The organism is Pseudomonas sp. A-1, assembly GCF_004801855.1.
Classification (GTDB): Bacteria; Pseudomonadota; Gammaproteobacteria; order Pseudomonadales; family Pseudomonadaceae; genus Geopseudomonas.
This window is the reverse complement of sequence record NZ_SSTC01000011.1, coordinates 44,442-67,728: the sequence shown is the minus strand read 5'-3', so window position 1 is coordinate 67,728 and position 23,287 is coordinate 44,442. Positions and strand designations below refer to the sequence as shown.

At 67.0% G+C, this 23,287-nt stretch carries 20 protein-coding genes; 19 read left to right on the top strand and 1 reads right to left on the bottom strand.

Features of this window, described 5'->3' with window-relative positions; genetic code table 11:
• The first annotated feature begins 7 nt into the window (after positions 1–7).
• From E5198_RS03880 to E5198_RS03865, 4 genes are all read left to right on the top strand, one after another.
• Positions 8–610, top strand: a complete 603-nt coding sequence (locus E5198_RS03880) for a DedA family protein (RefSeq protein ID WP_136488704.1) — start codon at positions 8–10, stop codon at positions 608–610.
• Between the two features lie 191 nt (positions 611–801).
• The gene (locus E5198_RS03875; protein ID WP_136488703.1) at positions 802–1,254 is read left to right on the top strand and encodes a MarR family winged helix-turn-helix transcriptional regulator; all 453 of its coding nucleotides are present in this window, start codon (positions 802–804) and stop codon (positions 1,252–1,254) included.
• 17 nt (positions 1,255–1,271) lie between these two features.
• Positions 1,272–2,357: an HlyD family secretion protein gene (locus E5198_RS03870; protein ID WP_136488702.1), complete on the top strand. Its 1,086-nt coding sequence runs from the start codon at positions 1,272–1,274 to the stop codon at positions 2,355–2,357.
• A gap of 10 nt (positions 2,358–2,367) precedes the next feature.
• Positions 2,368–3,900 (top strand): DHA2 family efflux MFS transporter permease subunit, encoded by a 1,533-nt coding sequence (locus tag E5198_RS03865; protein WP_136488701.1) that lies wholly within the window; start codon positions 2,368–2,370, stop codon positions 3,898–3,900.
• A 24-nt stretch (positions 3,901–3,924) separates the two neighbouring features.
• On the opposite strand, the gene E5198_RS03860 is transcribed toward E5198_RS03865, so the two are convergent.
• Entirely contained in the window at positions 3,925–5,355 is a 1,431-nt protein-coding gene (locus E5198_RS03860; RefSeq protein WP_136488700.1) for an RtcB family protein, read from the bottom strand.
• Positions 5,356–5,701: 346 nt separating this feature from the next.
• Here E5198_RS03860 and mhpB point away from each other — a divergent pair, with 346 nt between their 5' ends.
• The 15 genes from mhpB (at position 5,702) to E5198_RS03785 (ending at position 23,180) form a co-directional block, all read left to right on the top strand.
• The gene (gene mhpB, locus E5198_RS03855; RefSeq protein ID WP_136488699.1) at positions 5,702–6,658 is read left to right on the top strand and encodes a 3-carboxyethylcatechol 2,3-dioxygenase; all 957 of its coding nucleotides are present in this window, start codon (positions 5,702–5,704) and stop codon (positions 6,656–6,658) included.
• Between the two features lie 27 nt (positions 6,659–6,685).
• Complete coding sequence (locus E5198_RS03850; RefSeq protein ID WP_136488698.1) at positions 6,686–7,555, top strand: alpha/beta fold hydrolase; 870 nt, start codon at positions 6,686–6,688, stop codon at positions 7,553–7,555.
• A gap of 72 nt (positions 7,556–7,627) precedes the next feature.
• Complete coding sequence (gene mhpD / locus E5198_RS03845) at positions 7,628–8,422, top strand: 2-keto-4-pentenoate hydratase (RefSeq protein WP_136488697.1); 795 nt, start codon at positions 7,628–7,630, stop codon at positions 8,420–8,422.
• Between the two features lie 38 nt (positions 8,423–8,460).
• The gene (locus E5198_RS03840) at positions 8,461–9,396 is read left to right on the top strand and encodes an acetaldehyde dehydrogenase (acetylating) (RefSeq protein ID WP_136488696.1); all 936 of its coding nucleotides are present in this window, start codon (positions 8,461–8,463) and stop codon (positions 9,394–9,396) included.
• A gap of 11 nt (positions 9,397–9,407) precedes the next feature.
• Entirely contained in the window at positions 9,408–10,442 is a 1,035-nt protein-coding gene (dmpG, locus tag E5198_RS03835) for a 4-hydroxy-2-oxovalerate aldolase (protein ID WP_136488695.1), read from the top strand.
• 64 nt (positions 10,443–10,506) lie between these two features.
• Complete coding sequence (locus E5198_RS03830) at positions 10,507–10,896, top strand: globin (RefSeq protein ID WP_372239864.1); 390 nt, start codon at positions 10,507–10,509, stop codon at positions 10,894–10,896.
• 213 nt (positions 10,897–11,109) lie between these two features.
• Positions 11,110–12,183 (top strand): YCF48-related protein, encoded by a 1,074-nt coding sequence (locus tag E5198_RS03825; protein WP_136488693.1) that lies wholly within the window; start codon positions 11,110–11,112, stop codon positions 12,181–12,183.
• 37 nt (positions 12,184–12,220) lie between these two features.
• Entirely contained in the window at positions 12,221–14,596 is a 2,376-nt protein-coding gene (locus E5198_RS03820) for an RND family transporter (RefSeq protein WP_136488692.1), read from the top strand.
• 62 nt (positions 14,597–14,658) lie between these two features.
• The gene (locus E5198_RS03815; protein WP_136488691.1) at positions 14,659–16,266 is read left to right on the top strand and encodes a DUF1302 family protein; all 1,608 of its coding nucleotides are present in this window, start codon (positions 14,659–14,661) and stop codon (positions 16,264–16,266) included.
• 20 nt (positions 16,267–16,286) lie between these two features.
• Positions 16,287–17,558 carry a DUF1329 domain-containing protein gene (locus tag E5198_RS03810; RefSeq protein ID WP_136488690.1) on the top strand — a complete coding sequence of 424 codons (1,272 nt, stop codon included), beginning with the start codon at positions 16,287–16,289 and terminating at the stop codon, positions 17,556–17,558.
• 107 nt (positions 17,559–17,665) lie between these two features.
• Positions 17,666–18,772, top strand: a complete 1,107-nt coding sequence (locus E5198_RS03805; protein WP_136488689.1) for an alcohol dehydrogenase catalytic domain-containing protein — start codon at positions 17,666–17,668, stop codon at positions 18,770–18,772.
• A 78-nt stretch (positions 18,773–18,850) separates the two neighbouring features.
• A complete protein-coding gene (locus tag E5198_RS03800; protein WP_136488688.1) occupies positions 18,851–19,396 on the top strand; it encodes a cupin domain-containing protein in 546 nt (181 codons plus the stop codon).
• A 324-nt stretch (positions 19,397–19,720) separates the two neighbouring features.
• Positions 19,721–20,725 carry an AraC family transcriptional regulator gene (locus E5198_RS03795; RefSeq protein ID WP_136488687.1) on the top strand — a complete coding sequence of 335 codons (1,005 nt, stop codon included), beginning with the start codon at positions 19,721–19,723 and terminating at the stop codon, positions 20,723–20,725.
• A 161-nt stretch (positions 20,726–20,886) separates the two neighbouring features.
• Positions 20,887–22,224, top strand: coding sequence for a Rieske 2Fe-2S domain-containing protein (locus E5198_RS03790; RefSeq protein WP_136488686.1), 1,338 nt, complete (start codon positions 20,887–20,889; stop codon positions 22,222–22,224).
• A 197-nt stretch (positions 22,225–22,421) separates the two neighbouring features.
• Positions 22,422–23,180 carry an SDR family NAD(P)-dependent oxidoreductase gene (locus E5198_RS03785; protein ID WP_136488685.1) on the top strand — a complete coding sequence of 253 codons (759 nt, stop codon included), beginning with the start codon at positions 22,422–22,424 and terminating at the stop codon, positions 23,178–23,180.
• Positions 23,181–23,287: the final 107 nt, after the last annotated feature.

Sequence of the window (23,287 nt, the reverse complement as noted above, 5' to 3'; positions counted from 1 at the left end):
TCACCCCATGTTTGAAGGCATAGTCGATTTCATCGCGCAGACGGGCTACCTCGGCGTGTTCCTGCTGATGGTCCTGGAGAACGTCTTCCCGCCCATCCCCTCCGAGCTGATCATGCCGCTGGCCGGCTTCGCCGCCGCCAAGGGCGAGCTGAGCGTCGCCGGCGTGCTGCTGGCGGGTACCGCCGGATCGGTGTTCGGCGCGCTGCCCTGGTACTACGCCGGCTACTTCTTCGGCAGCGCGCGGCTGAAGCGGCTGGCCGGGCGTTTCGGCCGGGTGATGACCCTGTCGCCGCGCGACGTGGATACCGCCTGCGCCTGGTTCGAGCGCCACGGCTGGCAGGCCACCCTGTTCGGCCGCCTGGTCCCGGCGGTGCGCACGCTGATCTCGGTCCCCGCCGGCATGGTCGCCATGCCGCTGCGCGCCTTCCTGTTCTACTCGACGCTCGGCTCGCTGGTGTGGACCGGCGCGCTGACCGCCGCCGGCTACCTGCTGCACGGCCAGTATGCGCTGGTCGCCGACTACGTCGATCCGCTGTCCAAGGTGGTGGTGCTGGTGGTGGTCGGCGTGTACCTGTACCGGCTGATCACCCACAAGGGGGCCGAGGCCTGAGCCGGCGGCCCGGTACCTTCGCTACCCGGCCCGAGGCCTGCGCCTCGGGCTTTTTTTTGCCCGGCCGCCAGTGGTCGCCGCGGCCGCCCCGCGCGGCGCCGTCGGTCCGCCCACGCCGCGCAAGCCCCATTTGGAGGATCAATGCTGTGGTTGGCTTATAGTAAGCTTTGCTTATCATCTGGAGGTGAGCCATGCCCCCACGCGACAGTCTCGGTTTTCTGCTGGCCGACGTGTTCCGCCTGCTGCGGCGCAGCTTCGAGCAGCGCATCGAAGGCAGCTCGCTGACCCTGGCCCAGGCACGCGCGCTGGTCTACCTGTCGCGCCAGGAAGGCTGCCGCCAGGTCGAGCTGGCCGAGTTGCTGGAGGTGCAGCCGATCACCCTGGCGCGGCTGATCGATGCGCTGGTGCAGGACGGCCTGGTCGAGCGGCGCGCCGATCCGGCGGACCGCCGCGCCTACCGGCTGTATCTCACGGCGGCGGCGGCCCCCCATCTGGCGGCCGTCGAGCAGGCCGCGACGAGCATCCGCAGCGAGGCACTCGACGGCCTCGACGAACAGCAGGTCGCCACCCTGCTGCTGGCCCTGCGACAGATGCGCGACAACCTCGGCGCCCCCCGCGATGCGGGCCCGACCCGACCGGAATAGTCTCCAGGAGTCACGCCATGACCCAGGTTCTGCCCGCCATCGAAGCTCCCGTCGTCGAGTCGCCCGGTGCCGCGCCCGCGCCGGGGCGTCGTTGGCAGCGCCTGCTGCTGGTGGTGGCGCCGCTGCTGGCCGCGCTGGCCGGCGGCGGCGTCTACCTGCGCGGCGGCGCCGAGGTGGCGACCGACAATGCCTATGTCAGCGCCGACATGGTGCCGGTCAGCGCCGAGGTGTCCGGCACCATCCGCGAGGTGCTGGTACGGGAGAATCAGCCGGTGGCCGCCGGCCAGCCGCTGTTCCGTCTCGATGGCGAGGCGCTGCGCATCGCCATCGCCCGCGCCGAGGCCCGGCTGGCGCAGGTGCGCACCGACCTGGCGGCGCTCAAGGCCGGCTATCGCGCCAAGCAGGCGGAAATCGCCCTGGCGCGCACCCGCCACGCCTTCGCCGTGCGCGACCAGCAGCGCCAGGCCAACCTGGTGGCGCGCCACTTCATCTCGCCGGCGCGCTTCGACGAGGTGCGCCAGGCCAGCGACCTGGCGGCCCAGCAGGTCGTCACCCTCGAGCAGGACCTTGCGCGCATCGCCGAGAGCCTCGGCGGCAGCGTCGCGGCGCCGGTCGAGGCGCACCCGGCCTGGCTGGCCGCGCAGGCCGAGCTGGAGCAGGCGCGCCTCGACCTCGCGCACGCCGAGGTGCGCGCCGCGCTGCCCGGTACGGTCAGCCGCCTGCCCAAGCCGGGGCAGTACCTCAATGCCGGCAGCACCGCGCTGGCCCTGGTGGTCGACGGCAACCCGTGGATCGAGGCCAACTTCACCGAGAAGGACCTCACCTACGTGCATCCGGGGCAGCCGGTCGCCATCCGCATCGACACCTATCCCGGCGTCACCTGGCATGGCGTGGTGGAGAGCCTGAGCCCGGCTACCGGCGCCGAGTTCGCGGTGATCCCGGCGCAGAACGCCACCGGCAACTGGGTGAAGATCGCCCAGCGGGTGCCGGTGCGCATCCGCCTCGACAACGCCGCGGGTCTGCCGCAGCTGCGCGCCGGCCTCAGCGCCGAGGTGGCGATCGACACCGGGCACCGCCGCAGCCTGCTCGGGTTCACGCTCTGAGGGCCGCGCCATGACCGCCGCTGCTGTACCGGTCGCCCGGCGCGGTTTCGTCACCCTGGCGGTGATGCTGGCGACCACCATGCAGGCGCTGGACACCACCATCGCCAACGTGGCGCTGCCGCACATGCAGGGCGCGCTGGGCGTCAGCCAGGATCAGACCGGCTGGGTGCTCACCTCCTACATAGTCGCGGCGGCCATCTGCATGCCGCTGACCGGCTTCCTCGCCGCCCGTCTCGGCCGCAAGCGCCTGTTCGTCGGCGCGGTGATCGGCTTCACCCTGACCTCGATGCTCTGCGGCGCGGCACAGGGCATCGAGCAGATGGTGCTGTTCCGCCTGCTGCAGGGGGTGTTCGGCGCCTGCCTGGTGCCGCTGTCGCAGGCGGTGCTGCTCGACACCTGGCCGCGCGAGCGGCACGCCTCGGCGATGGCGCTGTGGGGCGTGGGGGTGATGGTCGGGCCGATTCTCGGCCCGACCCTGGGCGGCTGGCTGACCGAGTTCTACGACTGGCGCTGGGTGTTCTACATCAACCTGCCGTTCGGCCTGCTGGCGTGGTTCGGTCTGGCCGCCTTCGTCAGGGAAACCCCCGTCGACCGCACGCGGCGCTTCGACCTGCTCGGCTTCGCCCTGCTCAGCCTGGGGCTGGGTGCGCTGCAGATGATGCTGGACCGCGGCGAGTCGCTCGACTGGTTCGCCAGCCCGGAAGTGGTGTGCGAGGGGCTGCTCGCCGGCCTGGCGCTGTACCTGTTCGTCGCCCACATCTGCACCTGCGAGCAGCCGTTCATCGAACCGGGGCTGTTCCGCGACCGCAACTTCAGCGTCGGCCTGCTGTTCATCTTCATGATCGGCATGATCCTGCTCGCCACCATGGCCCTGCTGCCGCCGTTCATGCAGAACCTGATGGGCTACCCGGTGCTCGACGTCGGCCAGCTGCTCGCCCCACGCGGGGTGGGCACCATGCTGGCGATGATGGCGGTCGGCCGTCTGGCCGGACGGGTGGACGTGCGTCGGCTGATCTTCCTCGGCCTGGCGCTGACCAGCCTGTCGCTGTGGGAAATGACCGGCTTCACCGCCGAGGTGAGCGGCTGGGACATTGTGCGCAGCGGTTTCGTCCAGGGGCTGGGGCTGGGGCTGATCTTCGTGCCGCTGTCGACCCTCACCTTCGCCACCCTGGCGCCGCGCTACCGCACCGAGGGCACGGCGCTGTTCAGCCTGATGCGCAACATCGGCAGCAGCATCGGCATCGCGGTGGTGATCGGCTACCTGGCCCAGCGCACCCAGGCCAACCACGACGCCTTCGCCGACTACCTCACGCCCTTCAGCCTGGCGCTCAGGCAGGCGGGCGAGGCCGGCGTCTACGACCTGGGCACAGCGCAGGGACTGGCGGCGCTCAATGGCGAGGTGACGCGCCAGGCACTGACCCTGGCCTACCTGCAGGACTTCCGCCTGATGATGTTCATCACCCTGGCGACCGTGCCGCTGCTGCTGTTGCTGCGCGCGCCGCCGCCGGGGGCGTCGAGCCCGGCCGGGGTCGTTCAGGAGTAGCGGGCGGCCGGCGGTTGCAGCCTTTCAGCCCTTGACGCACACCAGCGGGCGCAGCCGCGCCACCCGCCGCGCCAGGCCGGCCTGCTCGGCGGCCTCGACCACCGCGCCGACGTCCTTGTAGGCCAGCGGCGCCTCCTCGGCGACGCCGCGCAGGCTCGGGCTGCGGATCAGGATGCCGCGCCGTGCCAGCTCGTCGACCACGCCGCGGCCCTGCCAGCGGCGCAGCGCCTCGTGGCGGCTCATCGCCCGGCCGGCGCCGTGGCAGGCCGAGGCGAAGGCGTGTTCCGGGTTGCCGCCCGACCCGGCCAGCACCCAGGACGCGGTGCCCATACTGCCGCCGATCAGCACCGGCTGGCCGACCGCGCGGTACTCCGGCGGCAGCTCGGCATGCCCCGGGCCGAAGGCGCGGGTGGCGCCCTTGCGGTGCACGAACAGGCGGCGGCGCTCGCCGTTGAGGATGTGGCTCTCCTCCTTGCAGGTGTTGTGCGACACATCGTAGAGCAGCGGCATCTGGATGCCGGGGAACAGCTCGGCGAACGCCTCGCGGGCCAGGTGGGTGAGGATCTGCCGGTTGGCCAGCGCGCAGTTGATCGCCGCGCGCATGGCGCCCAGGTAGCTCTGCCCCAGCTCGGAGTTGAGCGGCGCGCAGGCCAGCTCGCGGTCGGTCAGCGCGATGCCGGCGCGCGGCGCAGCGATCACCATCTCGCGCAAAAAGTCCGTGCCGATCTGGTGGCCCAGGCCGCGCGAGCCGCAGTGCAGGGTGGCCAATACGTCGCCCACCTTGAGGCCGTAGGCCTGCGCCGCCTTGAGGTCGAACAGCTCGTCGACCACCTGCAGCTCCAGGTAGTGGTTGCCCGAGCCGAGGGTGCCCATCTCGTCGCGCTGGCGGTGCTTGGCCTCGGCGGAGACCTCGGCCGGCACCGCGCCGGCCATGCAGCCGCCTTCCTCTATATAGGCGAGGTCTTCCAGGCTGCCGAAGCCCTGCTCGACCGCCCATTTCGCCCCGCCGCGCAGCATCGCGCCCATCTCCTTGCCGCTCAGGCGCAGCGCGCCGGTGCTGCCGAGGCCGGCCGGGATGCGGCGGAACAGCAGGTCGGCTAGGCGCTCCTTGACCGCCGCGATGTCGGCTTCCCTGAGGCCGGTGTGCAGGCTGCGCACGCCGCAGGAGATGTCGAAGCCGACGCCGCCGGCGGAGACCACGCCGCCCTGCTCGGCGGCGAAGGCCGCCACCCCACCGATCGGGAAGCCGTAGCCCCAGTGGGCGTCGGGCATGGCGTAGGCGGCGTCGACGATGCCAGGCAGGGCGGCGACGTTGGCCAACTGTTCGCCGACCTTGGCGTCCATCGCCTCGAGCAGCTCGCGCGAGGCGAAGATCACCCCCGGCACGCGCATGGCGCCGCGTTGGGGCATTTCCCACTCGAAGGGGCCGCGCTGGCGGAATTGGGCGAGGTTCATGGGGCCTCCTGCCGGCGGTACAGGGCAGCCGGCGCTGGCGTGGATGTCGTCGAGTCACTATAGGCCGGCGCCCGGCACGCGGGCGGGCCGGTCATCCGGCTGCGGCTCGCCCGCACAATCCTGCACTGCCGGGATAACGCCGTGACTCGACGGAGCGCCGCACGACGGGGCGCTTCGCATAATCGGAGCATTGCAGCCGCAACGCTTCTGGCGTCCGCCCGTGCGGGCAGTCGCGCGGGCGGCGTTGTCTGAACCCGCCACGGAGTCACCGGCCCATGATCGATGCGATGCCCCCGCGCAACCCTGTCCCGTTCCGCCCCGTCGCTGCCGCCGGCAGGAGGCTGGGATGAGCGTCTACCTGCAGTGCCTGTCGCACACGCCGCTGGTGGGCCATGTCGATCCGGCTGCCGAGGTGCTGGCCGAGGTGGATGCCGTGGTGAGCGACGCCCGCGAGCGCATCGCGCGCTTCGCCCCCGAGCTGGTCATCCTGTTCTCGCCGGATCACTACAACGGCTTCTTCTACGACCTGATGCCGTCGTTCTGCATCGGCATGGCCGCCCATGCCATCGGCGACTACGGCACCGCCGCCGGCCCACTGGCCGTGCCCCGCGAGCTGGCCGAGGCCTGCGCGGCCGCGGTGCTGGAGGCCGGGGTGGACGCCGCGGTGTCCTACCGCATGCAGGTCGACCACGGCTTCGCCCAGCCGCTCGAGCTGCTGCTCGGTGGTCTCGACCGTTGCCCGGTGATCCCGGTGTTCATCAACGCGGTCGCCACGCCGCTGCCGAGCTTCCAGCGCGCCCGCCTGCTCGGCGAGGCCATCGGTCGCTTCGCCCGCAGCCTGGACAAGCGGGTGCTGCTGCTGGCCTCCGGCGGCCTGTCGCACCAGCCGCCGGTGCCCGAGCTGGCCAAGGTGGACGAGCGCATGGCCGAGCGGCTGCTCGGCGGCGGGCGCAACCTGCCGCCCGACGAGCGCGCGGCGCGCCAGCAGCGGGTGATCGATGCGGCGCGTGGCTTCGTCGACGACCCGCATTCGCTGCACCCGCTCAACCCCGAGTGGGACCAGGCGTTCCTCGACCTGCTGGCCGACGGCCGCATCGCCGACCTGGACCGCCTGGGCAACGCCGAGCTGTCGCGCCTGGCCGGACGCTCCACCCACGAGGTGAAGGCCTGGGTGGCCGCCTTCGCGGCCCTGTCGGCCTGCGGGCCCTACCAAGCCGGCGCGCGCTACTACCGGCCGATTCCCGAATGGATCGCCGGCTTCGGCGCGCTGAGCGCCCGGCCGGTCGGCCAGGCCGACGCCTGACCCCACCCGAGCAAGGAAAAACTGCCCATGACGACCACGCCCCAGACCCCGAGCGAAGCGGCCAGCAGCCGCTTCGTGCGCATCCAGGACGGCGAACTCGACCTCAACATCCACTACAACGACTGCGGTACCGGTAGCGAAACCGTGGTCATGCTGCACGGCTCCGGTCCCGGCGCCAGCGGCTGGGCCAACTTCAACCGCAACATCGAGCCGCTGGTGGCGGCCGGCTACCGGGTGATCCTCATGGACTGCCCGGGCTGGAGCCGGAGCGACCCGATCGTCTGCAGCGGCTCGCGCTCCGACCTCAACGCCCGCGTGCTCGGGGGGCTGCTCGATGCCCTAGACATCGACCGCGTGCACATCCTCGGCAACTCCATGGGCGCGCACAGCGCCGTGGCCTTCGCCCTGGCCAACCCCGCGCGGGTCGGCAGGCTGGTGCTGATGGGCGGCGGCACCGGCGGCGCCAGCCCGTTCGTGCCGATGCCGACCGAAGGCATCAAGCTGCTGCAGGGTCTGTACCGCGAGCCGAGCATCGACAACCTGAAGAAGATGATGAGCGTCTTCGTCTACGACAGCAGCGAGCTGACTGAGGAACTGTTCCAAGCGCGTCTCGACAACATGCTGGGCCGTCGCGATCACCTGGACAACTTCGTCAGCAGCCTGGCGGCCAACCCCAAGCAGTTCCCCGACTTCAGCCCGCGCCTGGCCGAGATCACCGTACCGACCCTGATCGTCTGGGGCAGCAACGACCGCTTCGTGCCGCTGGACAGCGGCCTGCGCCTGCTCGCCGGCCTGCCCAACGCAGAGCTGCACGTGTTCAACCGCTGCGGCCACTGGGCGCAGTGGGAGCACGCCGACAAGTTCAACCGCCTGGTGCTGGATTTCCTCAGCCACTGAACGAGTCGCTGCCGATGGCCGCCGCGTCCTTGCCGGGGCGCCGCCGGCAGCGCGCCACTCCCGAGGTAAACCATGAGTGTGACCCAACAGACCCTGGAACAACTGGCCGCCGCCCTGCGCGAGGCCGAGACGAGCAGGGTGGCCGTCGAGCCGCTGCGCGGGATCATCGGCGATGACAACGGCGCGGCGGCCTATGCCATCCAGCGCCTCAACGTCGCCCACGGCGTAGCCGCCGGGCGCCGCGTGGTCGGCCGCAAGGTCGGCCTGACCAATCCCAAGGTGCAGGCCCAGCTCGGCGTCGACCAGCCGGACTTCGGCACCCTGTTCGCCGACATGGGCTACGGCGACAACGAGGTGGTGCCGTTCGGCCGCGTGCTGCAGCCGAAGATCGAGGCCGAGATCGCCCTGATCCTCGACCAGGACCTGCCGCGCGCCGACACCACCTTCGCCGAGCTGCTCGCCGCCACCGGCTGGGTGCTGCCGGCGCTGGAGATCGTCGGTAGCCGCGTGCAGGGCTGGAACATCCGCTTCGTCGACACCGTGGCCGACAACGCCTCCAGCGGCTGCTACGTGCTCGGCGGCCCGGCGCGGCGCATCGCCGACGTCGATCTGCGTCTGGCCGCCATGCGCATGACCCGCAACGGCGAGGAAGTGTCCAGCGGCAGCGGCGCCGAGTGCCTCGGCCATCCGCTGAACGCCGCCGTGTGGCTGGCGCGCACCATGGCCCGTCTGGGCGAGCCGCTCAAGGCTGGCGACGTCATCCTCACCGGCGCCCTCGGCCCGATGGTGGGCGTGGCTGCCGGCGACCGCTTCGAAGCCGAAATCGAAGGCATCGGTCAGGTCGGCGTCAGCTTCAGCGCCGCGTGATTTCCTCGCCCCACCCGGGTGCAGCAGAGAGACCAAACATGAAAAAACTCAAAGTCGCCATCATCGGCTCCGGCAACATCGGCACCGACCTGATGATCAAGATCCTCCGTCACGGCCAGCACCTGGAAATGGGCGCCATGGTCGGCATCGACCCGGCCTCCGACGGCCTGGCCCGCGCCGCCCGGATGGGCGTGGCCACCACCCACGAGGGTGTCGAGGGCCTGACCCGCCTGCCGGTGTTCCAGGACATCGACTTCGTCTTCGACGCCACCTCGGCCGGCGCCCACGTCAAGAACGACGCCTTCCTGCGCAGCCTCAAGCCGAACATCCGCCTGGTCGACCTGACCCCGGCGGCCATCGGTCCGTACTGCGTGCCGGTGGTCAATCTCGAACAGCATCTGAACCAGCTCAACGTCAACATGGTCACCTGCGGCGGCCAGGCCACCATCCCGATGGTCGCCGCGGTCTACCGCGTGGCCAAGGTGCACTACGCCGAGATCGTCGCTTCGATCGCCAGCAAATCCGCTGGCCCGGGTACCCGCGCCAACATCGACGAGTTCACCGAGACCACCTCCAAGGCCATCGAGGTGATCGGTGGCGCTGCCAAGGGCAAGGCGATCATCGTCATGAACCCGGCCGAGCCGCCGCTGATCATGCGCGACACCGTGTTCGTGCTGTCCGAGCTGGTCGACCAGGCCAAGGTCGAGGCCTCGGTCGAGGAAATGGCCCAGGCCGTGCAGGCTTACGTGCCGGGCTACCGCCTCAAGCAGAAGGTGCAGTTCGACGTGATCCCGGCAGACAAGCCGCTGACCATTCCCGGCCACGGCACCTTCTCCGGCCTGAAGACCTCGGTGTTCCTCGAAGTCGAAGGCGCCGCCCACTACCTGCCGGCCTACGCCGGCAACCTCGACATCATGACCTCCGCCGCGCTGGCTACCGCCGAGCGCATGGCGCTTTCCATGATCAACGGCTGAGGAGACGCGCCATGACCTTCGACCCGAGCAAGAAGCTGTACATCTCCGACGTGACCCTGCGCGACGGCAGCCACGCGGTGCGCCACCAGTACTCGCTGCAGAACGTGCAGGACATCGCCCGTGCGCTGGACGAGGCGAAAGTCGACGCCATCGAAGTCACCCATGGTGACGGCTTGCAGGGCTCCTCGTTCAACTACGGCTTCGGCGCCCACACCGACCTGGAGTGGATCGAGGCCGCCGCCGACGTGATCAAGCAGGCCAAGATCACCGTGCTGCTGCTGCCCGGCATCGGCACGGTGCACGATCTCAAGGCCGCCTACGACGCCGGCGCCCGCAGCGTGCGCATCGCCACCCACTGCACCGAAGCGGACGTGTCCAAGCAGCACATCGAATACGCGCGCTCGCTCGGTATGGATACCGTCGGCTTCCTGATGATGAGCCACATGATTCCCGCCGAGCAGTTGGCGGCGCAGGGCAAGCTGATGGAGAGCTACGGCGCCCAGTGCATCTACATGGCCGACTCCGGTGGCGCGATGAACATGCAGGACATCCGCGACCGCATGCGCGCCTTCAAGGCGGTGCTCGATCCGGCCACTCAGACCGGCATGCACGCCCACCACAACCTGTCGCTCGGCGTGGCCAACTCGATCACTGCGGTGGAAGAGGGCTGCGACCGCATCGACGCCTCGCTGGCCGGCATGGGCGCCGGCGCCGGCAACGCGCCGCTGGAGGTGTTCATCGCCGCCGCCGAGCGCATGGGCTGGAACCATGGCACCGACCTCTATCGCCTGATGGACGCCGCCGACGACCTGGTGCGTCCGCTGCAGGACCGTCCGGTACGCGTCGACCGCGAGACCCTCGGCCTCGGCTACGCCGGCGTGTACTCGAGCTTCCTGCGCCACGCCGAAGTGGCTGCCGAGAAGTACGGTCTGAAGACCCTGGATATCCTCGTCGAACTGGGCAAGCGCCGCATGGTCGGCGGCCAGGAAGACATGATCGTCGATGTGGCGCTGGATCTGCTGGCCGCCGGCAAGGGGATGCGCTGAACCCCACTGGCTGCGCAATGGCGGGCCTCGATCGACGGCCCGCCGAACATGAGGAAGAGTCGTGATGCCGACCAATAGAGTGATGCAAAGCTACGGGCGCTGCTGCGCCAGTCCAGGCTTCTTCGACTCGTTCTACCAGCGCTTTCTCGCCAGCTCGCCGATCATTCGCGACAAGTTCACCGCTACCGACATGGTGGCGCAGAAGCATCTGCTGCGTGCGGGCATCCTCAACCTGGTGCTCCATGCGCGGGGGATGTCCGACTCCAAGTTGCGGGATCTGGGGCATAGCCACTCGCGAGAAGGCTTCGACATCCGCCCGGAGCTCTACGACTTGTGGCTGGAAGCACTGTTGCAGACGGTCGCGGAGCATGATCGGGAGGCTGGCGCCGATGAGCTGCGCGCCTGGCGCGAGGTGCTGGGCAAGGGGATTGCGCTGATCAAATCGTATTACTGAGGCAGGCAGGTGCTCCCGGCGCCATGGGGGGAGATTTGGGCCGAAGACCCGCAGCGGGGCTTCGGCCTTTTTTTGTCTGCGCACCCGGTTATCCGGGCAGTGCACGAATGCACATTAATGTGCGCCCAAGGGACAAGCAGCGCGGTGGCTGGATAGTGGGGGTACCGGGGCGGACATAGAGTGGGGTCGACGTCAATCTAGCGGACTTGACCCATGTCAACACTCATCAATATCGATCAAGCCTCATCCCAGGCGGTGTCCCGTCCGGGAGTCGCCCAGCGGGGCGTCAAGCTGCTCATGGCGGTGCTGCCCTGGGCGATCATCGGTGGCCTGCTGTGGGCCGGCCTGTTCATCAAACCGCAGCCGGTGGGCGCCACCGTGACGCCGCCGCTGCTCGAGCGCCGCGACCACTTCTACGGTCTGGCTCTGTCGCCAGCCGGCGATGTCTGGGTCAGCGGCTCCAGCGGCAAGATCCTCGCCATCGCCCAGGACGGCAAGGTCAGCCGTCTGGCCACCCCGACCCAGCGCACCCTGCAGGACATCGCCGTGTGGGATGCCCAGCATGCGGTGGCGGTCGGCAACGACGGGGTGATCCTGCACAGCGCCGATGCCGGCCAGAGCTGGCAGGCGGCGCAGGACGTGCCGCGCTCGGAGGTCGCCAACAAGCTCAACCGGGTACGCGTCGCGCCGGGCGGCCTGGCCATCGCCAGCGGCGAAATGGGCGCGCTGCTGGTCAGCCGCGACCATGGCCACAGCTGGCAGCGCCTGCGCGAGGAGGAGGACGTGGCCTGGAACGACGTCGCCATCCTCGACGGCGGCCGCCTGCTGGTGGTCGGCGAGTTCGGCCGCATCCTGCTCAGCGACGATCAGGGGCAGAGCTGGGAGGAGATCGCCAGCCCGGTGCCGGCCTCGCTGATGTCGGTGCAGTTCCGCGACGCGCTGAACGGCGTGGCGGTCGGCCTGGAAGGCGCCCTGCTGGTCACCCGCGACGGCGGCCGGCAGTGGGACAGCGTCGACCTGGGCATCAAGGACCACCTGTTCGACGTGCTCTGGGACGCCGGCAAGAGCCGCTGGTTCGCCAGCGGCGCGCTGGGCCGCTGGGTGAGCAGCGGCGAGCCGCGCCGCTGGGTCAGCAGCAGCGCGGCCTGGTACTGGCAGACCGGCACCCTCGACGAACGCAACCTGGGCTGGCACACCCGCGCACTACCGGTCGGTTCGAGCATCTGGCTGGCCGGCGCCGACGTCGGCCGCTGGGACGGCCGGCAGTGGTCGCCCGTGAATCCCTGAACCGCCTGTCCAGGCCCCTCTTCTGCGAGATACGACCATGATCGAACGCATAGCCGAATTCTGCATCCGTCGCCGCGTCTGGGTGACCGGCATCCTCCTGTTCCTGACCCTGATCCTCAGCTGGTTCGCGCTGCGCATCGAGGTGCGCACGGTGTTCGAGGACATGCTGCCTTCGCGCCACGAGTACGTGCAGACCCACGAGAAGTTCAAGGACACCTTCGGCGGCTCGAACATGGTCACCATCATGTTCGAGGTGGAGGAGGGCGACATCTTCCAGACCGCCGTGCTGGACAAGGTACGTACTGTCACCCTGGGCCTGCGCGAGGTCTCGGCGGTCAACCAGTACCAGATCACCTCGCTGGCCTCGAAGAAGCTCAAGGAAGTGCGCGCCTCCACCGCGGGCATCGAGAGTCGCCCGCTGATGTGGCCCGACCTGCCGGCCGACGCTGAGGCGATGGCCGAGCTGAAGCGCTCGGTGCTGCGCAACCCGATGGTCTACGGTCCCTATGTGTCCAAGGACCTGCAGGCCACCCTGATCACCGTCGACTTCATCGACCAGCAGGTCGACTACAGCAAGGTGTTCCACGAGGTGCGCGCGCTGATCGCCAAGGTCGACGACGGTAGCGTGAAGATCCGCGTGGTCGGCGACCCGATCCTCTACGGCTGGGTCAACCACTACCTGCCGGAAACCATCCAGCTGGTCATGGCCGCCCTGGCGGTGACCCTGTTCATGCTGTTCGTCCTGCTGCGCACCTGGCGCGGGTTGTTCCTGCCGCTGCTGGCCGGCGTGGTCAGCGCGGTCTGGGCGCTGGGCATCTGCCGCCTGCTGGGCATCCACTTCGAGCCGCTGGTGATCGTGGTGGCCATGCTGATCACCTCGCGGGCGGTGTCGCACTCGGTGCAGATCGTCAACCGCTTCGACGACGAGATCGAGCTGCTGCCGCCGGGCAGCGACACCTCGCGGATCGCCGCGCGCATCGCCCTGGCCGACCTGTTCCGCCCCGGCATGCTGGGGGTGATCGCCGACGCCGCGTGCATGGCGGTGGTGGCGCTGAGCCCGATCCCGATGCTGCAGAAGCTCACCGTGCTGTCGGTGGTCTGGGTGTCGACCCTGACCGTCAGTGCGGTGATCCTCACCCCGGTGCTGCTGTCGTTCATCCGCAAGCCGCACGGCATGGCACACCCGCTCGACTGCCTGCCGGCGCTGCGCAAGGTGCTCGACCTGGCCGTGGCGGTCAGCCTGTCGCGGGCCCGCTACGCGGTGCTCGGCGTCAGCCTGGTGGTGGTGGTTAGTGCCGGCCTGTACTCGCTGAACCTGAAGATCGGCGACGCCAACCCCGGCTCGCCGATCCTCTGGCCCGAGGCGCAGTACAACCAGGACTCGGCGGCGATCAACGCGCGCTTCGAGGGTGTCGACCGCATGTTCGTGGTGCTCGGCGACGACAGCCGTCCCGACCTGATCAAGGGCAACGAAGCCCTGCAGGCGATGAACAGCTTCCAGCGCTTCATCGAGGCACAGCCGGAGGTCGGTGGCTCGGTGTCGATCGCCGACGTGCTGCCGCAGGTCAACGCCAGCCTGCGCGAGGGCAACCCGCGCTACCTGGAGCTGGGCGACAGCGGCAGCCTCAACGGCAGCCTGATGGCCATGCTCGACTCGGTGTCCGAGCCGGGCGACATCTCGCGCTTCGCCGACGAGCAGTACGCCAACGGCTCGGTCACCCTGATGTTCCGCGACCGCCAGGGCGAGACCATTCGCACCGCTGTGGCGCGCATCAAGGAGTTCATCGCCAACCATCCGCTGAGCGAGGGCCAGTGGCACCTGGCTGGCGGCCTGATCGGCGTGATGGCCGCGGTCAACGAGATCATCCTGTCCAGCCAGATCGAGGCGATCGCCCTGGCCCTGCTGGTGCTCGCCGTGCTGTGCACCATCGTCTACCGCTCCAGCGTCGCCGGCATGCTGTTCATGGTTCCGGTGATCATCTCCAACATGCTGACCTTCGCCTTCATGACCTGGAAGGGCATCGGCATGAACATCAACACCGTGCCGGTGGCAGCGCTCGGTATCGGCCTGGGGGTGGACTACGCCTTCTACATCGCCGACCGCATCAAGGAAGAGATCGCCATCGGCAGCAGCCCCGAACACGCCATCCGCCAAGCCCTGCACAGCTCGGGCATGGGGGTCATCGTCACCGCCAGCGTGCTGATCCTCGCCACCCTGCTGTGGTGGGTTTCCTCGCTGCGCTTCCAGGCCGAGATGGGCCTGCTGATGGCCATCTGGCTGAGCGTGTCGGCGTTCTCCGCGCTGTTCGTCATGCCCGCACTGATCTATGTCACCCGCCCGCGCTTCATCTTCGGTGAGCGCGCGCAGGAGTCGGCGACCAGTGTCCAACCCGCCCCGTTCCAGCCGGCCTGAGACGGGATAACAAAAACAAGAAACCATCGGTTCCTCGCTGCCAACCACTCTGGGGATAACACATGAACAAGCACGGCATCGTGGGTGCGCTCCAGCGCACCCCTCTGGACAAGCTCGCGCTGGCGATCGCACTGGCGACGGTCGCTTCGACCACCCTTGCCGAAGACCGCTTCAAGTACGACGGCTACCTGCGCCAGGAAATGTCCTGGAACATGAAGAACTGGGAGGACACCCCGGGCTACGACGACAAGGGCAAGCTGTCGATGGCGCGCAGCACCGCGCGCCTCAATCTGGAGTGGCAGGCCACCGACGCGCTGACGGTAGTGGCCAAGCTGCGCGCCTCCCGTGAGGTGAAGACCAACTTCCTCGAACACCTCGAGGAGATGGGCGCCAACAACTACCGCGAGGCCGACGGCCAGGGCGACATCATGGATCTCTACAACGATGAAGAGATCCGCGAGCTGTACGTCGACTTCCCGGTCGGTGAGCGCCTGCAGTTCCGCCTCGGCAAGCAGCAGATCGCCTGGGGCGAGACCGACTTCTTCGCCGCTAACGACCTGGTGCACGGTTTCGACAACACCTGGCGCAGCTTCCTCGAGCCGGCCAACGAGGAACTGCGCAAGGCCAACATCATCGCCAAGATGAACATCGACGTGCCGGAGCTGGACGGCGGTCTGGAGGTGTTCGTGCGTCCGGGTTGGGACCGCAAGGAGGATATCGGCACCGAGCTGGACATCTACGGCGGACGCTGGTCGAGCCATCCTACCGCTGGCGTCGACTTCCGCAATATCGACCCGTACAACTTCGAGAACGACGAGGGTGACTACCGCGACGTCACTGGTGGCATCCGCTGGAGCGGCCTGTACGGCGACACCAACTACTCGTTCTCCTACCTGAAGACCTTCTACCCGTCGCCGATCCTCAATGCCTCCAACAACCTGGCATTGTTCGGCATGCCAGGCGTGCCGTCCGGGGCGGAGACCAAGGGTACCGATCAGACCCGCGGTCCGGCTGGCGAGATCATCTACCCGATGGTCGACATCTTCGGCTTCACCGCCAGCCGCTACTCCGGGTGGGCGGACGCGGTGTTCAGTACCGAGGTGGCCTACATCAAGGACGCGCCTTACCAGATCCTGCAGTCGCCGCCGACCCTGATCAGCCAGGCCGTAGCCCCCGGCTTCGACGGCTACACCACCAAGGACGTGGTCGCGCTGATGCTGCGCATGGACAAGAACATCGCCGCCACCCAGGACTGGCTGGGCACCGAGAAGCCGATGTTCTTCTCGGTGCAGCTGTTCGACAAGTGGGTGCAGAACTACGACGAGGACGACGCGCTGCTCTACAGCGTCGGCTGGGGCGGCCAGGTCCAGGAGCACTCGGTGCTCGCCACCGCGATCTTCGACCTCAGCTACAACAGCGGGCGCATCCGTCCGAACCTGGTGGTCGGCACCGACCTCAGCAACGGTGGCGGCTTCGTCGTGCCCTCGGTCACCTTCGAACTGTCCAGCAAGCTGCGCTGGAAGGTCGAGTACGACGCCTTCTGGGGCAGTGATGCGCGCGACGGCGACAAATGCGGCTTCCCGCAGGCGGCCTCCTGCGACAACGCCACGCTGTTCGACTACTTCAACAACCGCGATCAGCTGTACACCAGCCTGACCTACCTGTTCTGATCCCCATCGGAGAGACCCCCATGAACGCACTCCGCTTCCCCCTGCGCCACACCCTGACGGTCGGTCTCCTCGCCGCGGCCGGCAGCCTGTCCGGCCTCGCCGCCGCTGCCGAACTGCCGGCCGGCACGGTGATTTCCGCCGCCAACCTCGACCAGGTCAAGAACGACACCTTCGAAGGCCACAGCATCGCCAGCCTGCTCACCGAGAAGATGGAATGGCGCATCCGCAACAGCGGCTGGAAGCTGCCGCTGGCCAAATCCCAGGAAGTGCCCCTCGATCCGCGTTGGGTCAAGGCCTCGCAGGCCAACGAGGGCAAGGCCGTGCTCAACAAGGAAGCCTGCCGGGTGGACAATTGGGGAGCCGGCGCACCCTTCCCGAACGTCGATATGAATGACCCACAGGCCGCGGAGAAGCTGGTGTGGAACTGGCATCTCGGCCAGTTGCTCGGCGACGTTTCCCAGGTGCCGCAGTTCACGCAGCTGCTGATTGACGGCAAGAAGGGCGTGCACGCCGAGCCGGTCGCCGAGTTCAGCCGCTACACCATGAAGGGCCGCCTGACCAGCGAGCAGACGGTGGAGGGCGACGGTAGCGAGCGTGGTCGCCAGCTGCTGTACTTCAAGTCGCCCTCTGACATGAAGGGCCTCGGCACTTATACCGTGATGTACGACTCGGACAAGGTCAACAGCGTGTGGGCCTACATTCCCGCCGTGCGCCGGGTGCGTCAGCTGTCCGGCGGCGCCTGGATGGACCCGGTCGGCTCCTCCGACCAACTGCAGGATGACCTGGATGGCTTCAATGCACGGCCGTGCTGGTACCCCGAGTACAAGCTGCTCGGCAAGCGCTGGGTGCTCGCCGTTGCCAACAGCAAGACCGGCCTGTGGAATCCTGACGGCAAGAGCTTCGCCGAGAAGTATCCGGTGATGGATGACGCTGAGCCCTACTGGAACATGAACAACAACAACTTCGAGCCGCGCGAGGTATACGTCATCGAGGCGACTACTCCGTCGGTGCACCCGTACAGCAAGAAAGTTTTGTACATGGAGGTGAAGTACCCGCGGTTCTATTACGTTGAAGCCTACAACCGAAAGGGCGAGTTCTGGAAATTCATGGAGTTTCATACTTATTCAAACATGGCCGACGGTGGTGATATCCGGCTTACTGCCAGTGCGGTCATCGACTTCCAACGCAACCATGCGACGTTGTCGATGATTGACACCAAGTCGTGGAGGACCAATTTCGACGCCAAGGCCAGCGACTTCTCCCTGCAGACCCTGCAGCGGGTTGGCCGCTGATTTAGCGCCACGCCTGGCGGGGCCGGTTCGCGCCGGTCCCGCTACTCCCTTCCATACAGAGCGGTCCGGCGGCCTTAGCAGCCGTCCGGCCAGCGGAGAGCAGCAATATGCAGACCATGAAAGCCGCGCGCCTGCACGAAATCGGTGCGCAATTCGTTCTCGACGAGGTACCGCGCCCGCAGCCTGGCGCCCACGACGTGCTGGTCGCGGTCGAAGCCAGCACGGTGATCCCCAACCTGAAGAACGTCACCACCCACTTCCCCGAGTGGTATCCGTTCCTGCCGCTGCCGGCGCTGCCGGCGATCTTCGGCCTCGACTCGGCCGGCACCGTGGCCGCGGTCGGTTCGGCGGTCACCTCCTTCAAGCCCGGCGACCGCGTCTACGTCAATCCCGGCATCGGCTGCGGCGAGTGCCGCCACTGCAAGCAGGGCGAAGCGCCGCGTTGCGCGGCCTTCACCTTCCTCGGCTACTTCGGCTTCGGCTCCGGCTCGCAGGCGATCTTCGAGAAGTACCCCTACGCCGGTTACGGCGAGTACATGACCGCGCCGGCCACCAACCTGGTGCGCCTGCCGGACAACCTGTCGTGCGCCCAGGCCACCCGCTTCGGCTATCTCGGCACCGCCTACTCGGCGATCCGCAAGGCCGCCCTGCGCCCGGCGCAGAGCATCCTGATCCTCGGCGCCAGCGGCACCCTCGGCGTCGGCGCCACCCTGCTGGCGCTGGCCTTCGGCGCCGCCAAGGTGGTGGTCGCCGCCCGCGACCGCGCGGCGCTGGAGCGTCTCAAGGAGCTGGACCCGCGGCGCGTCGAGATCGTGCCGATCGGCGCGCGGCCGATCCGCGAGCAGGTGCTGGAGCTGCTGCCGGACGGCGTCGACGCCATGCTCGACACCCTCGGCGCCAAGGCGCCGGCCGCGCTGTCGGTGGACGCCATGGGCGCGGTCGGCCGCGGCGGGCGCATCGTGCAGATCGGCGGGGTGGCCGGGCCGATCCCCATCGATCCTCATCCGTTCATGTGCCAGCAGCTGCAGTACATCGGCTCGCTGTGGTTCACCACTGCCGATGGCGACGAGATGGCCCGCATGGTCGAGTCGGGCATCCTCGACCTGGCGCTGCTCGAGGAGCGTGCCTACCCGCTGGCGCAGCTCAACCAAGCGCTCGAGGACATCCAGAGCCAGGCCAACGGCTTCACCAACTTCCACATCGTCCACGGCTGACCTTCAGCCCCTGCGGCGACGCGGGCCGTCGGCGTCAGCCAGCGGACCGCGTCTGCGCTACCACGGAGCATCATTGCCATGAAATCCCAGCGCATCATCACTGGCCACGATCAGGCCGGCCGCTCGATCGTCGCCAGCAGCGGCCCGCTGCCCAGCGTCGGCGAGTTCCGCCAGTTTCCCGGCTTTGCCGTCGAACTGATCTGGCAGACCGCCCCCGGGCCCATTCCCGCACATCCCGTCGACCCGACCAGCCCGCCGCCTTCGGTACTGCCGGCGCCGGGCGGCAGTTGCGCGATGCGCGTCACCTTTCCGCCCGCCGTCTCGGCCATGCCGGTGGACTTCGATCCCCAGGCGGCCGCCCGCGAGCTGTGCGAGCGGCTACCTGGGCTGGGCGAGCTGTTCGAGGCCGACGCCCCCGGCTTCCATCGCTCCGATACCATCGACTACGGCGTGCTGCTGGAAGGCGAACTCACCCTAGAGCTGGACGAGTGCACCAGGGTGCTGCGCCGAGGCGACGTGGTGGTGCAGATGGGAACCCGGCATGCCTGGCGTAACACTGGTAACAGCCCGGCGCGCATGCTGTTCGTGATGGTGGGCGCAATTCGCGGGCAGGCGGTTGCGTAATTTCAAAATGATCTAATGCCGGGCAAAAACAGGGAGTTTTACGCTTAACTGTAAGCAAACATGCTGAAAAACAGGGTTTGCCACGGCTGGTCTCTTTCTTGCTTTGAACTACGGATGAGCACGATCCTGCCGGTTGTGTTACGTGGTTTTCCCGGCAGTTTCGAGGCTCCGCGCATGATCAGGCAACAGACCTGGCTTGGCGTTTGCTTCGTGATGAATCACTTCCGAACGGCGTGCGTGCCCGTTCAGCGAGTTGAAGTGAGGAGGCCGACGATGAATAGCGACCATGCGCCTTATAACAATAAAGATAGAGGCTGAACCAATATGCAAAATCTGGCTTTTCCCACTGCTCCCCCCCCAGACGCCGTTCTGGCCAAGTTCGAGATATGCCACACCCAGGATCTAGAAGAAGCGCGCAGCTGGGGCGAACGCATTTTCTGCGAGAACCGTCTTCACAGCCAAAGCAGCCAGCTTGAGGTCGATATGCGCGTATATTACAGGCGCTTGGGTGGCATTGGCGTGGGGCGCATGAGCTTTGGCGGCGACATTACGATTGACCCCAGCGTGTTCGATGATTTTGCGCTGATCCAGATGCCGATTCGAGGCCAGGAAGTGATCGAGTTCGGCAGCCGGCAGATTTGCTCGACGCCTAGTCAGGCCTCGGTGATCAACGCCCACCTGCCGTGCCGCATCCACCATCGCAAGGGCACCGAGAAGCTGATCATGCGCGTCGATCGCAGCCTGCTGGAGCGCATCTGTCAGCAGCACCTCGGGCGCACCCTGGCCAAGCCGGTCGAGTTCCAGCCGGACATGCCGCTGGATACCGCGGAAGGGCAGCGCTGGATGCGCATGGTCGGCTGGATCTACGACAACCTGTCCCACGATGAGGGCAGCCTGCCGCCGCTGCTTGCCGCGCAGTTCGAGCAGGCGATGGTCACCGCGCTGCTGACCTGTCAGTCCAACAACTACAGTAGCGAGCTGTGTGCCGACCAGGCGCAGTCGATCGCCCCGGCATTCGTCAAGCGGGTCGAGCGCTACATCGAGGAGCATGCCCACGAGCCGATCTCCATCGTCGAGATGGCCGAGCATGTCGGCGTCAGCAGTCGCTCGCTGTTCTCCGGTTTTCGGCGCTTCCGTAACACCTCGCCGATGCTGTACCTGAAGGAGGTGCGCCTGCGCCGCGTGCACGAGGAGCTGCAGCAGAGCAGCGCCGGCAGCACCACGGTCACCGCGGTGGCCTTCCGCTGGGGCTTCAGCCACCTCGGTCATTTCACCACCGACTACAAGCGCCGCTTCGGCGAAAGCCCCTCGGAAACCCTCGCGCGCTGAGCGCACGGACACGGACGTCCAGCTGTTCGCTTTTTTTGCACTGCCGGGATAACCCCCTCGGTCATTGGAGCGTCAGCCCGCCCCCTGCTTCTTAGGATGACTATCAAGGGTGCCGCACAGGGCGGTACCCACTCTCCAAGTCAGCCTTCCGGGGGTTTCCAATGTCCGACCAGCCGATCATCCGTCGCCGCCAAGTCAAGACCGGCATCAGCGATGCCCGCGCCAACAACGCCAAGACCCAGAGCCAGTACCAGCCGTACAAGGACGCCGCCTGGGGCTTCATCAACCACTGGTACCCGGCGCTGTTCACCCACGAGCTGGCCGAGGACCAGGTCGAGGGCATCCAGATCTGCGGCATCCCGATCGTCCTGCGCCGCGTCGACGGCAAGGTGTTCGCCCTCAAGGACCAGTGCCTGCACCGCGGCGTGCGCCTGTCCGAGAAGCCGATGTGCTTCAACAAGAGCACCATCTCCTGCTGGTACCACGGTTTCACCTTCGATCTGGAAAGCGGCAAGCTGGCGACCATCGTCGCCAACCCGGACGACAAGCTGATAGGCACCACTGGCATCACCACCTATCCGGTGCATGAGGTGGCCGGGATGATCTTCGTCTTCGTCCGCGAAGACGACTTCCCGGACGAGGACGTTCCGCCGCTGGCCAACGATCTGCCGCTGCGCTTCCCGGAGAACAGCGAGCGTTATCCGCACCCCCTATGGCCAGCGGTACCCAGTCTGCTCGACGAAAACGCCGTAGCTCTGGGCATCCACCGCACTGGCTACACTAACTGGCGGATTGCCTGCGAGAACGGCATCGACAATGGCCACTTGTTGCTCCACAAGGACAACACCATCGTCCACGCGATGGAATGGGTGTTGCCGCTTGGAATGCTGCCGACTGGTGACGATTGCATCGAGGCGCTTGAGGGCGAAAACGAGCCCAAGGGTATGTTGCAATGGTTGGCTACCGACCGCTGGACACCGGTTCTAGAGAACAAGGAGCTGGGCCTGAAGGTTTCGGGGGTGAATGCTAGGCCGTATCGCACCTCGATCACCCTGCCGGGGCTGGTGGCGGTGGAGAACTGGCCGGGTGAGCACATGACCCAGATCGAATGGTTCGTCCCGATCACTGACGACACTCACGAGTACTGGGAAGTCATCGTCCGGGTTTGTAACACGCAGGAGGAGCTTGAGCAGCACAAGCATCGATACGAGCGTGTGTACAAGCCATTGTGTCTACACGGCTTCAACGACTGCGATATCTATGCCCGCGAGGCAATGGAGAACTTCTACGCAGATGGCACCGGCTGGGATGACGAGCAGATGGTCGCCACCGATATTTCGCCAATCACTTGGCGAAAAGTGGCCTCGCGCTGGAATCGTGGCATCGCCAAGCCGGGGCGGGGTGTCAGCGGCGCGCTGAAGCATACCAGCCTGATCCTCAAGGACACTGCTGACGGACACCGTCCGGGCTACAAAGTACGCAAGATCCAGGAAGATTGATCAAGCAGATCGCCCCACCCTGTTTTGGGGCGGGCGTAATCCTGAAACCTGCACTATTGGGATAATCGCAGGACTCAGCGGAGCGATAACGGGGTTTCTCCTGCCGATAATCGAAATGAGTTTGGCAGTGCCAGATGAATTGGTTCGGAAGGTGCTCGCCTGCTCATGATATCTATTTACCTTGAGAGGTTTGCTATATGAATCTGTCTTACGAACTTCAGGATAAGGTGGTAATTGTAACTGGGGGCGGCAGTGGCATGGGTCGTGACGCCAGCCTGGCTCTGGCCAAGGCCGGAGCTCGTGTAGTGATCGGTAACCGCAGCGCCAAGGTAGGAGCTGATCTGGTCGAGGAAATCGTCGCTGCTGGTGGTCAGGCTTTGTTCCGTGTGACCGATGTTTCTAAGGCAACCGACTGCGAGGCCTTAGTGGCTCTGGCCATGGAGAAGTACGGCCGGGTCGACGGGGCGTTCAACAATGCCGGCCTGCAGCGTGAGTTCAACGATGTGCACGAGACGCCTGTGGAGGATTTTTCCGATGTCATCGACATCAACCTCAAGGGCATCCTGTACATGATGAAGTACGAGACGGCCGCGATGCTGCAGAGCGGTGGGGGTGTCATCGTCAACAATGCCTCGATCTTCGGCCTCAAGGCGATGCCCAAGACCGCCTACTATGTGGCGGCCAAGCACGGCATTGTCGGCGCCACTCGAGCGGCCGCGCTGGACTATGCCACCCGTGGCATCCGTGTCAACGCGATCTGCCCAGGGCCGATCAAGACGCCTAGCTTCGACCGCGTCACTGGTGGTGATGAGCACATGTACGATGACGGAGTCCCCATGCATCGTATCGGGCGGCCGCATGAGATCAGTGCGGCAGTGCTCTGGCTGCTTTCCGACCATTCCTCCTACACCACCGGCACTACTCTATCGGTGGACGGTGGTATGTCGGCTGAGTAACTGCGTGTGCCGTCCTGCGCCCTGGCAAAACGAAGTGCCAGGGCGCTTTTAAATAGTCGGCAGCACTATTGTAGGTCATATTGAGGGCGTTCTTATATGGACGGATC

What these genes read in the sequence shown, in the direction of transcription:
- E5198_RS03815 (WP_136488691.1), top strand. Translation starts at nt 14,659, where the DNA reads ATGAACAAGCACGGCATCGTGGGTGCGCTCCAGCGCACCCCTCTGGAC.
- E5198_RS03795 (WP_136488687.1), top strand. Translation starts at nt 19,721, where the DNA reads ATGCAAAATCTGGCTTTTCCCACTGCTCCCCCCCCAGACGCCGTTCTG.
- E5198_RS03865 (WP_136488701.1), top strand. Translation starts at nt 2,368, where the DNA reads ATGACCGCCGCTGCTGTACCGGTCGCCCGGCGCGGTTTCGTCACCCTG.
- E5198_RS03870 (WP_136488702.1), top strand. Translation starts at nt 1,272, where the DNA reads ATGACCCAGGTTCTGCCCGCCATCGAAGCTCCCGTCGTCGAGTCGCCC.
- E5198_RS03875 (WP_136488703.1), top strand. Translation starts at nt 802, where the DNA reads ATGCCCCCACGCGACAGTCTCGGTTTTCTGCTGGCCGACGTGTTCCGC.
- E5198_RS03805 (WP_136488689.1), top strand. Translation starts at nt 17,666, where the DNA reads ATGCAGACCATGAAAGCCGCGCGCCTGCACGAAATCGGTGCGCAATTC.
- E5198_RS03860 (WP_136488700.1), bottom strand. Translation starts at nt 5,355, where the DNA reads ATGAACCTCGCCCAATTCCGCCAGCGCGGCCCCTTCGAGTGGGAAATG.
- E5198_RS03800 (WP_136488688.1), top strand. Translation starts at nt 18,851, where the DNA reads ATGAAATCCCAGCGCATCATCACTGGCCACGATCAGGCCGGCCGCTCG.
- E5198_RS03880 (WP_136488704.1), top strand. Translation starts at nt 8, where the DNA reads ATGTTTGAAGGCATAGTCGATTTCATCGCGCAGACGGGCTACCTCGGC.
- E5198_RS03790 (WP_136488686.1), top strand. Translation starts at nt 20,887, where the DNA reads ATGTCCGACCAGCCGATCATCCGTCGCCGCCAAGTCAAGACCGGCATC.
- E5198_RS03850 (WP_136488698.1), top strand. Translation starts at nt 6,686, where the DNA reads ATGACGACCACGCCCCAGACCCCGAGCGAAGCGGCCAGCAGCCGCTTC.
- mhpB (WP_136488699.1), top strand. Translation starts at nt 5,702, where the DNA reads ATGAGCGTCTACCTGCAGTGCCTGTCGCACACGCCGCTGGTGGGCCAT.
- E5198_RS03825 (WP_136488693.1), top strand. Translation starts at nt 11,110, where the DNA reads ATGTCAACACTCATCAATATCGATCAAGCCTCATCCCAGGCGGTGTCC.
- E5198_RS03840 (WP_136488696.1), top strand. Translation starts at nt 8,461, where the DNA reads ATGAAAAAACTCAAAGTCGCCATCATCGGCTCCGGCAACATCGGCACC.
- E5198_RS03785 (WP_136488685.1), top strand. Translation starts at nt 22,422, where the DNA reads ATGAATCTGTCTTACGAACTTCAGGATAAGGTGGTAATTGTAACTGGG.
- dmpG (WP_136488695.1), top strand. Translation starts at nt 9,408, where the DNA reads ATGACCTTCGACCCGAGCAAGAAGCTGTACATCTCCGACGTGACCCTG.
- E5198_RS03830 (WP_372239864.1), top strand. Translation starts at nt 10,507, where the DNA reads ATGCCGACCAATAGAGTGATGCAAAGCTACGGGCGCTGCTGCGCCAGT.
- mhpD (WP_136488697.1), top strand. Translation starts at nt 7,628, where the DNA reads ATGAGTGTGACCCAACAGACCCTGGAACAACTGGCCGCCGCCCTGCGC.
- E5198_RS03810 (WP_136488690.1), top strand. Translation starts at nt 16,287, where the DNA reads ATGAACGCACTCCGCTTCCCCCTGCGCCACACCCTGACGGTCGGTCTC.
- E5198_RS03820 (WP_136488692.1), top strand. Translation starts at nt 12,221, where the DNA reads ATGATCGAACGCATAGCCGAATTCTGCATCCGTCGCCGCGTCTGGGTG.